Below are 12,090 nucleotides of genomic sequence, written 5' to 3'. Positions count from 1 at the left end.
AGCTAAAAAGTTAAGCTTTCTCGAGTTCAGTTAAATCCAAATTAGGTAATTTTGTTACTTTTTTTACTACGTCTACAGGAAACCCTTCTGATAAAAGGTTTTTTGCCATTTCATACCGCTCTTCTTCACGGCCTTGCTGTAGCCATGCCTGATGATTTTTTTCGACCTCTTCACGGACAGCACTTAGTACATAACTCATAATCTGTAAGGTTTAGTGTGCCTCAACTAAATCCATGACTTCTTTTTCAGGTAAGCCGGTTAGTTTTTGAACAGCGCCGGGTGATCTGCCTTCAGCTAGAAGCTGTTTGGCAATAGCTGCAATAGCAATAGCCTTGCGGTGCTCGCCTTCTTCAAGACCTTTTTTCAGACCCTGTTCTAGGCCCTTTTGTAGGCCCTTTTGTTCTAATTGTTGCGCTGCGTTCATAACATCCTCACGGTAATCTTCTATAGTTAAAAGGATTTCAATGACCTTTTCGACGTTGGCCGCTAGAGGTTAGGCTTTCTCTAATTCAATTAAGTTGATTATTTCATTTTCAGATAAATTGGTAAGATCTTGAATGTATTGAATTGATCTACCTTGAGCTATAAGCTTTTTAGCTATAGTAGTAGCTTTAAGGTATTCACCTTCTTCACGACCTTCTTCACGACCTTCTTCACGACCTTCTTCAAGACCTTTTTTTAGACCTTGTTCTAGGCCTTGTTGGAGCCATGCTTGATGATTTTTCTCGACCTCTTCACGGACGGCACTTAGTACATAACTCATACCTTTTTCCCCTTTTAACTGTTCTATCTCGTTATTATACTGAATTTTTAGGTCAGGAGGCAAAACAAGGCCCCAATCAATTACCTTGAATAGATTAAGTATATAATCTTTTTTATATCCTTTTTTCAATAAAAGTCGAGTGATTTTAGACTTCATCTCATAGCGACTTTGGGGGTTTCCTTTAGTCTCTATAGCTGCCAATTGCACCAAAACTACGATCCCAAAAGGATTGATTGTTTCTTCTAATTCTTTTTTACTAGTTTGATAATCAAGTAGTTTGTTAGTTTGAAAATTAAAACTAAGTATAGGAAGGTCTAGAACTTGTTTTTGATAACTTTTAGGATGCCAATTATTATTCCCGTCTGTGAGGATTGCAAGGGTTAAAATAGAATGACCACGTTTTTCAAAAAGTCGATAATAATACTGGAATAAACGTAAAGAGAATTCATCCTCTTTTTTTCCTTGAATTTCGACATGTATTAATATGACTTCTTCTTGTCCTTGTAATGTTTTCACCTTAAATAATTTATCAACAAAGCGCTTACCAATCATAGCGTCAGTTGTGATAGTCTGAAGTTCTTTATCAAGTGTTTCATATTCAGCTATCCAATCAATTTTCTGTGCGATTTCTGGATAGAAAAACTCCATAAACTCTTTAAAATAAGCATCTAAAATATCTTTCCAAGCTGAGTCGTGATTTGCTCGCTGTTTCTTTTCAGACATTGTTATTCTTCCTTATCGTAATTACCGGACGTATGATTTTAACTATTCTATATCTAAAAAGATATTAAGTTATCTGATCAATTAATGAATTGAATCAAACTATAAATTGTTAATCTATAAGATTGATATTAAGATTTTTTACTTTTCTTCTCTACATAATCTTCTATCAATTTAATAACAGCATCTTTCATATTAATTCCATCTAGCGCTGATTTAGCTTTAAGTTTTTGACGCAATTGGACAGGTAATACAATTGAAAGTCTAACCATTTCACTAGCAGAGTTAGAAATATTTTTTGACATGAAATATTTTTCCAAAATTTAAATGTTCAATATGAATCTATTGACACAATGAATTTAAAGCTATAATATCATATTATACACATTTAATTTAGAGAGGAGAGTAAAAGATTTTATTTAATGCATAAATATTGAGCGTTCCTAAGGGTTGCAGCCCCTAGGACATTTAACACAACCAACGTATGGAGTTGATTATGACCGCACCTATTAGAATAGATCATTTCGCTCGCGTAGAGCAATCTTTGACTGAACTTAACGTTAGCGCTTGTCAGATGGGCGAGCAAGTTCAATCCCTCGAGCAGCAATTTGTTTCACAGCTCAGCAAATTAGTTTTAGAACTTGATAAAGAAATAACCCAGCCTAGAAAGTATGTTCCACTGTCTGATCGAGAAGAATTTTATCAATGGAATGAAAAACATCTCAAAGAATTTTATCGCACCTTATTCAAATTATTCTTAGAAACTCGACAGTACGAAAGTCTTATCCTTAATTACCATTTGATCACCGAATCAATTAAAGAGGAGGTGGCACATGCCTAAACTTATCAGTCTATATCCTGATATAAAAAAGTATGCCAGTGATTATCTAAGTCAAATCAATTATTTAGTTAAAGACTTATATAAATTGAAAGACAACCTCACTGAAGCTTTGTTTTATATCGAAACCGAAGCTTGCCATTGCCGTAGCCTGTTAGATAAAGGCGACACTCCTTTAGCTATGTTTAAAGGTGCGCTTAAAGAATTACCACCCAGATATAATAATAAATTTTCCTTCTTAGAAGAGTTCAGCTTTTATTTACCTAATCATATAAAACTCTTAAATGAGAGCTACAAAGCATATTCTGATGCGGAGGTGCTACATGGCTAATCTACCTAATTTAGTACCACATAAAGTACTTGGCAAAACCATTTATTCTGGTAATGCTAAGCCTTATATGCAAAATAAAATACCCATTTGGGATGATTTTGATTCCCTGATCGAGCATGCCGTACGCAATCAAAACGCTACAATTTAAACTGATATTTGCATTGGTTGGCTGATAACATAAACCGTTAACGGATCAAGAAGTATCCGAAAGACAAACCAACGTATGACAACTTTTAACTTAACTAACGAGGATAAACAATATGAAAACTTATATTAAGACCTTCACATCAGACAGCGAATTTAGATTAATTCAAAGGCTAGACCGACTAGAAAGTAGTCTTTATAAGGTCAAACAATCCCTTTTCAAGTTTGGTATTGGTTTGGCTTTTATTTTGGTTGTTTCAGAAGGGCTACTTTACGGATTATTTCATGCATAAAGACAAATAAAAAAACAATTTAACAAAGCAAGAATTACTAATAAGTCTTTAACCCTGTTAAGGGGGCACCGATAGAGTGCGGAAACACTCTACCGATGCCTGACCACTTACTCTCAACAACCTAAACTAGTAGGAGTCGAGCATCATGGCTACGCCCAGCTTATATCGATTGCGTGTTCTACGCAAATTACCCCCCATTTACAATGGGATCATATATACCAACCCATTATATACCAACTTAGAAGCGTTTGATTTTCCCTTTAAGCTAGAAAGAAATTTACGTGAAAAAAAGATGTACTTAAAAGTATGCCTTCGCGATTCCGAAGTAAAAATATTACTTCAGAAAAGCTCACCACTGTCAACAAAAGGGGTTGACCATGGCTATTGAAAGAAAATCTCTAACAAAAGTTCGGCATGATTTTAAATCGACTGAAGAAAAATACTTTACCATCGCAGCGCATTTTAATTTACTCAATAATGAGGTTAAAAACCCAACAGAAGAAGACATATTAGAATGTAAAAAATATCTTAATCATACTTATTTAGGATTATACATTCTTTTAGAAAATCCATTAACTAATCGGCAAATAGATATTCTTTATAGAGCATCATGTGGTGAAGAAGTAAGTGAAACGGCCACCCATCTTAATATTTCTGTAAATAGAGTTTTAGAAATACGCAAAGAGGTATTTAGAAGACTCAATTCAAATAACGCTAACCAAGCCCTTTATAGAGCAACGTGCGCTGGATATCTTCCTGCATATAGTAAAGAAACATTTAAGCTAAAAAAACCAATAACCGCAAAGTCTCTATAAAAATAAATAAATCTTGAGGTCATCATGGAAAAAAATAAAAAAATCTTAAATAAATTTAAAAAAAATTTACCTGGAAAAGCATTAGTATTTTCTCCTCATAAAGCATTTAGGAAAAGATTCATTCGTTTTGTATATAGGCGCTATAAATTTCCAGTCTATGCTCTAAAAGATAAGTCTTTACTCAAAAACGAATTAAATTCTGTACCTTATCTTACAATTTTTCTAGATGTTGATTCAATTTTTTTTGAATTAGATGAAATATTAAATAAAATTCACGCTAAATTCAGTAAAAATAAAGAAACTTTAATTTACCTTATCACTTCTAGTAAAGAAAATTCCTCTAAGCTTAGAAAAATTAATATGCGCAAAAGAATTATTCTTTTGATGGAAGGAGGAAAAGAAATTGAATATTCCATAGGAGGACAGAAAATGCCTCCGCTAGAAACTCCTATAAATTCATCTCCAGAGGAATGTAACAATGCCTGTTAAGCCACTAAATAATGAAAAGACAGAAGCGGTAAAAAAATCTTTGGGAGTTCTTTTAAATCAATTAAAAGAACAAAGAAGAATTGCAACCGACTTACAGCCTTATATGTTTAACGGTGATGGATTAGGACCGTATGCAAATATTGGTAATTTAGAAGCACTCAAAAAAGGCATTATTGCATTAATAAATTTAAATTATGATTTTGAATCGGTTGAGGATTTTGATTCAGTCAAGAAGCTAAAAGAAATCGAGCTATTTTTCTTAAAAAATGAGGGATTAAAGGAATTTAAATTTCCAGACTATAACTCTCAGATTAATCCAACGCTACTAACGTACGCCGACATCGAAATCCAATTGGATGTTTTATTTGAAAAATCTGAAGATTTACTTCGTCGTAACTGTAATTTAGCTGCTTGGGAAGCAAAATATCTTATTTCGGATTTTAGAAATTTAAATCGTTGGTATTTTGAGGAGAAAAAAATTACCCCTGATGAATATCAATCTAGAGCATTACAAATCATAGACGAAACTCGACCTGTATTAGAGCAGCATCGAGGATTTAAAGAAATATTAATAAACTTAATTATCCTTATAGCAACCCTAGGAACAGCCTTTATTGTCAATAAAGTTGTTAATGGTCACTTCCTCTTTTTCCAAAAAACCGATAGTGCCAAACAGCTTGATGTGATTAGCCAAACACTAGCCGCAGCGAATCAGTTATCCACATAACGCTTAATTTACATAATAATAAAAGGAGCTATTTATGCCAGGAGCACGTTTTAAAGATTCGATACAGATTAAGGGTAAGGAATCAGCAATTTTGATGACAGTCATCAGTTTGGATAGCGCTCTGCAAAAAGGGGCTCAATGGACTGATTTTTTAGAATTAGTTGATCGATGCTTTATAGAAAAGTCCATATCTAAACTGATAATTGTTACCACCGGACATCTTCAACGGCATTATTTTTCTTTAGGATTAGAAAACCCGCTAGAAGAAAAGGAAATTGAAGAGAAAGCAATCGCGATGGATCAACAATGGTTAGAAAAACAGAATGTTAGTTTAGCGAAATTAAAAATTCCTCTGGAAATCATCAGTTGGAAAGATTTATTAAATCTGCCAACGACGATTAATACGAGTTCATTTGAACAGTTTTCTCAATTAATCAAATCTGATTATGAAAAAAAACGGGAATTCAAGCATTTAATCGATAAACATGCAGACGGATATGTCACAAGAAAGATCTTACAATATTGTAAAGGAAAAAAGCATTTTGATCGAAATCAGTTTCATCAAGTCGCGATTCATTATGTTCTTGAAGAATGCGCTGCATTACAACAGATTTTTAGTTGTGGCGCGGATTTTTTGGCCTACCCTCATGGCAAAACTCCTCCTGCTAATTACGTTTGGAATACTTATTTCAAAGATGAATCCTTACGTTATGTGCGCTATGAAACAAAAAGTTTGGAGCTAAAACCAGTTCCTGCTAATGCCCATAGCGATTTCTTTAGAACCAAAAAAGAAGATTTACCGACTAATTGTGCTTCTAATTATGTCAATTGGGCCGTAAAGCAAGAGCGTTGGAGTTTGCCTCAGCAATATCAATTTATTCGAGGTGTTGAGCAGTTAGTCGCTTTGGTGAATGCCCAGAATATACAGCAGGAAACTGCGCAAAGAATAAGCAAAATAACACACAGGAGAAGTGTATGATGATACTAGAGACTATTAAAGATATTGCTGACGCAATCGATAAAATTTTCCCTGTCAACTTTTTTGTTGTGACTCAATCAGGCAAAATCCGCTGGGCTAATGAGCGCATGTTGAAATGCAGCGGGGTTTCTGAGCTCAAAGAGATTAAAGGAAAGGATGCTCGAATTTTTGGTGAGGAGGAATGGGCGCATAGTCACAGTGTCATGATATCCAACAAAAGTGCAATCTTTTTAGAAAACGCTCAAAATAAAGACTTTCTTACGATAAAGATCCCATGTGCACAAGGGGGTTTTCGTGGACTTGCAGGATTATCCATTGATATTACAGTATTGAAACAAGCAGAACAGGCGAAAAAAGATTTTTTAATGAACATGGCTCATGATTTAAGAACACCATTTTCCGGTATATATGCATTTGCTGAAATGCTATATGAAGAAGCACAAGATAAAAAAGTCAAGAGGTACCTCAGTTATGTTGTAGCAAGCGCAAAACAATGGATGGCTGTAGTTAATAATATTTTCGAAATAATGAATTCAGAAACCTTATCTTATGGCGATAGTTATTTTGATATTAAGGAACTTATATTAGAAATCCAAGAGCTTTATATAGCAGCAGCTCGAACTAAAGGCTTAACACTAAACGTTCTGTGTGAACGCCATCTTATCTATTCACAGCGTTTACGTTTAAAGCAAATATTAATTAATCTTGTCAGTAATGCCATAAAATTTACTAAGCAAGGAAATGTAAGCATCTCTGCCATAGTTATAGATAAATTATTGACCTTTCAAGTCATTGATACAGGAATGGGAATCCCTGAAGATAAATATGAATATATATTTGAGAAATTTACAAAACTTAAAGCTTCCTATCAAGATAGTTTATTTAGAGGAACTGGTTTGGGTCTGTATATAGCCAAACAATATATCGAAAAATTAAAAGGGGAAATACAATTGTCTAGCCAAATGGGACGGGGCTCCACATTTCAAGTGGAGATTCCTTTGGACGGGGAAAAACTAACGCGCCATGCATGTTAAAATACATGCATCATAAAAAATTATTATTCATTAAGTCGAATTTATTAAGCAAATTACTAATAAAGTACTTGTAATTTGCATGATGATTTTCTATATTACATAAATTAGCTGATTTTATTTACTATAAACTATTTAGATTGGTGCTAGTTAATCTGTAGTAATTTTATGAAGACATTAATAGATAAGACTTGGCATTTAGCCAAAAATGAAGAAGAAGCAAAATTAACTGATTTTGAATTTCAGCTTTGGCGCGTTTTTTATGGATTTACACGTTGGCAGGAAGGCTGTGAAAGAGTTGCTAATCAAACCGATCTAACTGGAAGTGAGTTATCTCTTCTACACATCATTCGAATGAAAGGTAGATCTAAAACAATCAACGAATTAACGCGTTTATTGAATCGAAACGACACCTTCAATGTGAGTTACAGTATCCAAAAATTGATTAAAAATGGTTTAATCCGAAAGATTTTGAGCGATAAAAAAAACAAAAAAGCTTATTCTTATGAAATTACTGAAGAAGGTATTAAAAACACCGATGCTTACACTGCACTTAGACAAAGCCTTTTAATTGAACTTCTTAAGAAGAAAAAAGAATTAAATCTAGAGAAATTTACAGATGTGTTGTCAGAACTTATCGCTATTTATGAAGAAGCCGATCGGACAGTGCTAACTTACATGGGAGATAAATCAGAAGTACGCAAAAAATAAAGTATTCCGTTTTTTATGCCAAAAGAAACACAAGAAATCAATAGAACTACTATGTGGAAATATTTTTTTGATTAGCCTTTTTTCTTTTAGGTTGCATTAAGATCAAATTCATAACATATTTCATTAAATTCAAATCCATATATCTGATTGACTCTTTCTGTTTGGCCAAGATACCCCTTCATTAATTTATAAAGAACTAAATCTTTTTTGTTTTCCTTAGCAATACAAAAGTAAATTTTTGAAAATCCTAATTTAGCTGCTTTTTTAAACGCAGCTTCAAAAAGTAATTTTTGTAAATTACTAAATTGATATTTATAAACAACATATATAAATTGAATTTCGGGATGATTATTTAAGGCCGTATCAAGGGTGAAAAATCCTAATAAAAAATTTTTTTGTTCAGCCACAAAACTAACTTTATTTTTTTTACCTAACCAATCTTTCCACTTATGTACAAAAAAAGAACGATTTATTTTTTCAAAAATTGCGTTGTCTACAAATCCATTTAATGTTGACTTCCATACAGTATGATGTAGCTTAGCAATATTCATTGTATCTAGAAGAGTTGCTTTCCGTATGTGAATTGTTTCTTCGTTTAAGCTAAATGCAATATTCAGCATAATTTTTTTTATTTTATAGTTTAAATAGAAGCAGTATTTTTTTCATTCGTATAATAAGCAATTAAGCTTTGTAAATTATCCTGTGAAATAGGTTTGGTGACGACATCGTTAATACCCGCATTCACACAATCTTGATACATTTTTTTATGACTATAAGCCGTTAACGCAATGATAGGTACATTTTGACCATGTTGCTCTTGGCGTCGAATTTCAGTCGCCGCATCAATACCGCTCATGCCTGGCAAGCCGATATCCATCAATATCACATCATAAGTAGTGGTATTAATTTTGTATAATGCTTTTTCAGCATTGCAGACTAATTCAACTTCGTAGCCCAAATTTTCTAGCATTCTTTTATGCACAATTTGTATAATCGGAGTATCTTCTACTAATAATACTTTGAAGGTATGGGCATTAGTGGATATAGTTTTTAGTTCGTCAGGAGCGCCTTGATCAAAAATAACCTCTTCGATTAAGCCAGGTAATCTATCAACAAAATTTAGTAAATCTTGAACATATTTTTTTAAATCTTGTAAGTAAAGCTTTTGATTGGAAATTAGCACTTCCTTATCCAGCAGCAGAACTGTACCAAGAATTGTGGTTAATGATGTACGTAGTTCGTGATTTAGCTGGTTGAAAGCATTAGGTAATAAAAGCATTTTCATTATAATAATCTCCATTATTTTTGTAATTAATTATTAAATTACTTAGTAATCTGCTAGTAATTTACTAACATATTACAATAAATTTCACTTTCAAAATAAGGACTTTTTCTTAATTTTATGTAGTAAATTAGCTATACTTTACTAGTAAATTATTAGAATACTGAAAATTTTGTTAGACTGTAGTAAATAAAAAGAACTTATTATTTAGACAAATTTTAATGCGAAATATTTCAGTTATCGGCGCAGGACAGGCAGGACTTCAGTTAGGAATAGGACTTCTGAAATCTGGATATAATGTATCAATCTACGCTCGCCAAACAGGTGAAGAAGTATTAAATGGAAACATTCTATCAAGTCCTAGTATGTTTCATTCTGCTTTGCAATGTGAGCGTAAGCTAGGGCTTAATTTCTGGGATAAAATCTGCCCCGAAAATAAAACCGTAACCTATACCTTATCTAAAGCAACTAAACCAGAAATTACACTCTACTGGCAAGGGAGAACATCTCAATCCTACCAAGCTATTGATCAGCGACTTAAATTTTCCCATTGGATGGAAGAATTTGTTCGATTAGGTGGAAAACTTATTATTGAAAAAATCGGAGCTAAGGACTTGAATCGCATTGCTCAAACACAAGATTTGACAATAGTTTCTAGTGGTAAAGGTGAAATTAGCCAATTATTTCCAATAGACGAAACACGATCAATCTTCAATAAAGCTCAGCGGGTTCTTTGTTGTTTATACGTCAAAGATGTAAAACCTAGGGCGGCTAGCCAAGGGGTTAGGGCTAATGTTATTCCTGGAGTTGGTGAATACTTCATTACTCCGGGCTTAACTATAACGGGTCCTTGTGAAATGATGTTATTTGAGGGATTACCAGGAGGCCCTTTTGATTGTTGGAAAGATATTTTAAATTCCAAACAACGCTTAGCTAAAGCATGCGAATTGTTGAAAGAGTTTGTTCCCTGGGAAGCAGAATTGTGTCACAAAGTGAGTTTGACTGATGAACGTGCTACTCTTCAAGGGAGCTATACCCCAGTCGTTAAAAAACCAACATTCCGTTTATCATGTGGAAAGCCTGTATTAGGTCTAGGGGACTCTATTGTATTAAATGATCCCATTGGTGGCCAGGGAGCTAATAATGCTTGCCAATCGGCTACTTTCTTTCTTAATAAAATTAAAGAACATGAAAATCGATTGTTTAATGAAGAATGGATGCAAGAGACATTTGAAGCCTACTGGAAACAATCCGCTCAATGGGCTACAAAATGGACTAATTTAATGTTGAAACCTCCTAAGTCATTCGTATCCTTACTCAGAGCAGCCAGTCATCAACCTAACATTGCAAATTGGTTAGCAAATGGGTTTGATACGCCAAAAAAAATCTTGACTGAAATGAATCTAAATCAAAAATAAAAAAAATAAAGGGTAAAAATAAAAACTATGATAACTAAAACTACTTCATCCACTTTAGATAATTTATTAGAAAAAAATAAATTTTTTGTCAATGAATATAGCAATAATCGATTAATGAAACTTATTAAAAGCGATGATATGAAAGAAAAAAATATGAGAAAACGCTTGCTAGATTGTATCCAAGTTTTCTCAGATTATTTTCAAAAAGTAGTGATGTTGCGTTATGTTTTTTGTGATAATGCTAAGTTCTTGTCAGTTGCTCAATTACATTTAACTGAAGAGTACGGGCATAATATTTCCTTAAAACAGGATCGAGAATATAGACCCTCTGTTTGGGATCCTATATTGGAATCAACAAGCAGTTGGTTTGCTTGGAAAATGTTTACTTTAGATGAAGAAGAAAAAACAGTTTTAGTGCATCTGGTGCTAGAAGCTAGCGCTCAACTTTTTTTCACGCGGGCTCATCAAGTAATGGATCAATATCAAGAAACTGAATATTTCAAGATTCATCGTAATGCAGATGAGCAACATGAACAAATGGGGATTGATCTTTTAAAAGAACTAACGGTTGAAAAATATCAGCGACTACAAACAATACTGTACCAAGGATGGGCCATTCTTAATACTGCGTGTAACCAAATCGCTTTACTAACACAACAGGAATCTTATTAAGAAAATAGCAGTTTACCTGTTTCAGAGAGGTAAGTTAGCCATTCAAAATGCTTCTCTATTCCTTTTTCTAGCTCTTTACGCGGTGAATAATCAATGGGATTTCCTCTGCCTAGAAGCAACCAAGTTATAGAAATATTAAGTGCGATACAATATTGGCAAATATAGTTTGTCCCAATTTTATGCCGGCCTATTTCATGCGCATTATAGGTGCCTAATTTAAAATTAAATTGCCTTACAAAGGCTAATCGAGAACGATATCCACGTGCGATACGAGCTATTTGTAGTCGGGCTGCTATTTCGTAGGTTTTTTTCTGCATCGATAAAAAATATTTATCTTTGGTCTGGATCATGTTATTTGCCATAGTAAGTTAGCACTGTCCGATCGGCTTCTTCATAAATAGCAATAAGTTCTGACAACACATCTGTAAATTTCTCTAGATTTAATTCTTTTTTCTTCTTAAGAAGCTCAATTAAAATACTTTGTCTAAGCGCAGTATAGGCATCGGTGTTTTTAATACCTTCTTCAGTAATTTCATAGGAAAAAGCCTTCTTGTTATTTTTATCATCCAATATCTTTCGGATTAAACCATTTTTAATCAATTTTTGGATACTGTAACTCACATTGAAGGTGTCGTTTCGATTCAATAAACGCGTTAATTCGTTGATTGTTTTAGATCTACCTTTCATTCGAATGATGTGTAGAAGAGATAACTCACTTCCAGTTAGATCGGTTTGATTAGCAACTCTTTCACAGCCTTCCTGCCAACGTGTAAATCCATAAAAAACGCGCCAAAGCTGAAATTCAAAATCAGTTAATTTAGCTTCTTCTTCATTCTTAGCTAAATGCCAAGTCCTATCTACTAGTGTATTCATAAAA

At 33.4% G+C, this 12,090-nt stretch carries 19 protein-coding genes; 11 read left to right on the top strand and 8 right to left on the bottom strand.

The window, feature by feature from the left end:
• Positions 1 to 10 precede the first annotated feature (10 nt).
• The 4 genes from AAHH40_RS01035 to AAHH40_RS01020 form a co-directional block, all read right to left on the bottom strand.
• Positions 11 to 199: a hypothetical protein gene (locus tag AAHH40_RS01035; protein WP_342220275.1), complete on the bottom strand. Its 189-nt coding sequence runs from the start codon at positions 197 to 199 to the stop codon at positions 11 to 13.
• Positions 200 to 211: 12 nt separating this feature from the next.
• Entirely contained in the window at positions 212 to 424 is a 213-nt protein-coding gene (locus AAHH40_RS01030; RefSeq protein ID WP_143549481.1) for a hypothetical protein, read from the bottom strand.
• 69 nt (positions 425 to 493) lie between these two features.
• On the bottom strand, positions 494 to 1,486 hold the full coding sequence (locus AAHH40_RS01025; RefSeq protein WP_342220274.1) for an Rpn family recombination-promoting nuclease/putative transposase: 993 nt from the start codon (positions 1,484 to 1,486) through the stop codon (positions 494 to 496).
• 128 nt (positions 1,487 to 1,614) lie between these two features.
• Entirely contained in the window at positions 1,615 to 1,788 is a 174-nt protein-coding gene (locus AAHH40_RS01020) for a hypothetical protein (RefSeq protein WP_342220273.1), read from the bottom strand.
• A gap of 191 nt (positions 1,789 to 1,979) precedes the next feature.
• Here AAHH40_RS01020 and AAHH40_RS01015 point away from each other — a divergent pair, with 191 nt between their 5' ends.
• The 9 genes from AAHH40_RS01015 (at position 1,980) to AAHH40_RS00975 (ending at position 7,841) form a co-directional block, all read left to right on the top strand.
• Complete coding sequence (locus tag AAHH40_RS01015) at positions 1,980 to 2,324, top strand: hypothetical protein (protein ID WP_342220272.1); 345 nt, start codon at positions 1,980 to 1,982, stop codon at positions 2,322 to 2,324.
• A complete protein-coding gene (locus AAHH40_RS01010) occupies positions 2,317 to 2,652 on the top strand; it encodes a hypothetical protein (RefSeq protein ID WP_342220271.1) in 336 nt (111 codons plus the stop codon). Before AAHH40_RS01015 ends, AAHH40_RS01010 begins: the two co-directional genes overlap by 8 nt.
• Positions 2,645 to 2,800 (top strand): hypothetical protein, encoded by a 156-nt coding sequence (locus AAHH40_RS01005; protein WP_342220270.1) that lies wholly within the window; start codon positions 2,645 to 2,647, stop codon positions 2,798 to 2,800. The genes AAHH40_RS01010 and AAHH40_RS01005 overlap by 8 nt, the downstream gene beginning before the upstream one ends.
• A 666-nt stretch (positions 2,801 to 3,466) precedes the next feature.
• On the top strand, positions 3,467 to 3,904 hold the full coding sequence (locus tag AAHH40_RS01000) for a hypothetical protein (RefSeq protein WP_342220269.1): 438 nt from the start codon (positions 3,467 to 3,469) through the stop codon (positions 3,902 to 3,904).
• Positions 3,905 to 3,928: 24 nt separating this feature from the next.
• Positions 3,929 to 4,393, top strand: a complete 465-nt coding sequence (locus AAHH40_RS00995) for a hypothetical protein (RefSeq protein ID WP_342220268.1) — start codon at positions 3,929 to 3,931, stop codon at positions 4,391 to 4,393.
• Positions 4,383 to 5,120, top strand: coding sequence for a hypothetical protein (locus AAHH40_RS00990; protein ID WP_342220267.1), 738 nt, complete (start codon positions 4,383 to 4,385; stop codon positions 5,118 to 5,120). The genes AAHH40_RS00995 and AAHH40_RS00990 overlap by 11 nt, the downstream gene beginning before the upstream one ends.
• 34 nt (positions 5,121 to 5,154) lie before the next feature.
• A complete protein-coding gene (locus AAHH40_RS00985; protein WP_342220266.1) occupies positions 5,155 to 6,099 on the top strand; it encodes a hypothetical protein in 945 nt (314 codons plus the stop codon).
• Entirely contained in the window at positions 6,096 to 7,133 is a 1,038-nt protein-coding gene (locus AAHH40_RS00980) for a HAMP domain-containing sensor histidine kinase (RefSeq protein ID WP_342220265.1), read from the top strand. The genes AAHH40_RS00985 and AAHH40_RS00980 overlap by 4 nt, the downstream gene beginning before the upstream one ends.
• Positions 7,134 to 7,298: 165 nt before the next feature.
• On the top strand, positions 7,299 to 7,841 hold the full coding sequence (locus AAHH40_RS00975; RefSeq protein ID WP_342220264.1) for a winged helix DNA-binding protein: 543 nt from the start codon (positions 7,299 to 7,301) through the stop codon (positions 7,839 to 7,841).
• A gap of 86 nt (positions 7,842 to 7,927) precedes the next feature.
• On the opposite strand, the gene AAHH40_RS00970 is transcribed toward AAHH40_RS00975, so the two are convergent.
• Positions 7,928 to 8,461 carry a GNAT family N-acetyltransferase gene (locus AAHH40_RS00970; protein ID WP_342220263.1) on the bottom strand — a complete coding sequence of 178 codons (534 nt, stop codon included), beginning with the start codon at positions 8,459 to 8,461 and terminating at the stop codon, positions 7,928 to 7,930.
• Positions 8,462 to 8,481: 20 nt separating this feature from the next.
• Positions 8,482 to 9,126 carry a response regulator gene (locus AAHH40_RS00965; RefSeq protein WP_342220262.1) on the bottom strand — a complete coding sequence of 215 codons (645 nt, stop codon included), beginning with the start codon at positions 9,124 to 9,126 and terminating at the stop codon, positions 8,482 to 8,484.
• A 218-nt stretch (positions 9,127 to 9,344) separates the two neighbouring features.
• Here AAHH40_RS00965 and AAHH40_RS00960 point away from each other — a divergent pair, with 218 nt between their 5' ends.
• Entirely contained in the window at positions 9,345 to 10,541 is a 1,197-nt protein-coding gene (locus AAHH40_RS00960) for a styrene monooxygenase/indole monooxygenase family protein (RefSeq protein WP_342220261.1), read from the top strand.
• A gap of 27 nt (positions 10,542 to 10,568) precedes the next feature.
• Positions 10,569 to 11,213, top strand: coding sequence for a hypothetical protein (locus AAHH40_RS00955; protein WP_342220260.1), 645 nt, complete (start codon positions 10,569 to 10,571; stop codon positions 11,211 to 11,213).
• Here AAHH40_RS00955 and AAHH40_RS00950 read toward each other — a convergent pair.
• Both AAHH40_RS00950 and AAHH40_RS00945 read right to left on the bottom strand, forming a co-directional pair.
• A complete protein-coding gene (locus AAHH40_RS00950; RefSeq protein WP_342220259.1) occupies positions 11,210 to 11,563 on the bottom strand; it encodes a hypothetical protein in 354 nt (117 codons plus the stop codon). The two genes, AAHH40_RS00955 and AAHH40_RS00950, sit on opposite strands and share 4 nt — an antisense overlap.
• 1 nt (position 11,564) lies before the next feature.
• Positions 11,565 to 12,086, bottom strand: coding sequence for a winged helix DNA-binding protein (locus tag AAHH40_RS00945; protein ID WP_342220258.1), 522 nt, complete (start codon positions 12,084 to 12,086; stop codon positions 11,565 to 11,567).
• Between the last annotated feature and the right edge of the window lie 4 nt (positions 12,087 to 12,090).

Origin of the sequence: Rickettsiella endosymbiont of Miltochrista miniata (genome assembly GCF_964031245.1) — a bacterium.
GTDB lineage: Bacteria > Pseudomonadota > Gammaproteobacteria > Diplorickettsiales > Diplorickettsiaceae > Aquirickettsiella.
The sequence above is the reverse complement of the archived record's forward strand: the minus strand, read 5'-3'. Positions and strand labels throughout refer to the sequence as shown.

Coding starts and splice junctions, on each gene's coding strand:
- AAHH40_RS01035 (WP_342220275.1), bottom strand. CDS start 199: ATGAGTTATGTACTAAGTGCTGTCCGTGAAGAGGTCGAAAAAAATCAT.
- AAHH40_RS01030 (WP_143549481.1), bottom strand. CDS start 424: ATGAACGCAGCGCAACAATTAGAACAAAAGGGCCTACAAAAGGGCCTA.
- AAHH40_RS01025 (WP_342220274.1), bottom strand. CDS start 1,486: ATGTCTGAAAAGAAACAGCGAGCAAATCACGACTCAGCTTGGAAAGAT.
- AAHH40_RS01020 (WP_342220273.1), bottom strand. CDS start 1,788: ATGTCAAAAAATATTTCTAACTCTGCTAGTGAAATGGTTAGACTTTCA.
- AAHH40_RS01015 (WP_342220272.1), top strand. CDS start 1,980: ATGACCGCACCTATTAGAATAGATCATTTCGCTCGCGTAGAGCAATCT.
- AAHH40_RS01010 (WP_342220271.1), top strand. CDS start 2,317: ATGCCTAAACTTATCAGTCTATATCCTGATATAAAAAAGTATGCCAGT.
- AAHH40_RS01005 (WP_342220270.1), top strand. CDS start 2,645: ATGGCTAATCTACCTAATTTAGTACCACATAAAGTACTTGGCAAAACC.
- AAHH40_RS01000 (WP_342220269.1), top strand. CDS start 3,467: ATGGCTATTGAAAGAAAATCTCTAACAAAAGTTCGGCATGATTTTAAA.
- AAHH40_RS00995 (WP_342220268.1), top strand. CDS start 3,929: ATGGAAAAAAATAAAAAAATCTTAAATAAATTTAAAAAAAATTTACCT.
- AAHH40_RS00990 (WP_342220267.1), top strand. CDS start 4,383: ATGCCTGTTAAGCCACTAAATAATGAAAAGACAGAAGCGGTAAAAAAA.
- AAHH40_RS00985 (WP_342220266.1), top strand. CDS start 5,155: ATGCCAGGAGCACGTTTTAAAGATTCGATACAGATTAAGGGTAAGGAA.
- AAHH40_RS00980 (WP_342220265.1), top strand. CDS start 6,096: ATGATGATACTAGAGACTATTAAAGATATTGCTGACGCAATCGATAAA.
- AAHH40_RS00975 (WP_342220264.1), top strand. CDS start 7,299: ATGAAGACATTAATAGATAAGACTTGGCATTTAGCCAAAAATGAAGAA.
- AAHH40_RS00970 (WP_342220263.1), bottom strand. CDS start 8,461: ATGCTGAATATTGCATTTAGCTTAAACGAAGAAACAATTCACATACGG.
- AAHH40_RS00965 (WP_342220262.1), bottom strand. CDS start 9,126: ATGAAAATGCTTTTATTACCTAATGCTTTCAACCAGCTAAATCACGAA.
- AAHH40_RS00960 (WP_342220261.1), top strand. CDS start 9,345: ATGCGAAATATTTCAGTTATCGGCGCAGGACAGGCAGGACTTCAGTTA.
- AAHH40_RS00955 (WP_342220260.1), top strand. CDS start 10,569: ATGATAACTAAAACTACTTCATCCACTTTAGATAATTTATTAGAAAAA.
- AAHH40_RS00950 (WP_342220259.1), bottom strand. CDS start 11,563: ATGATCCAGACCAAAGATAAATATTTTTTATCGATGCAGAAAAAAACC.
- AAHH40_RS00945 (WP_342220258.1), bottom strand. CDS start 12,086: ATGAATACACTAGTAGATAGGACTTGGCATTTAGCTAAGAATGAAGAA.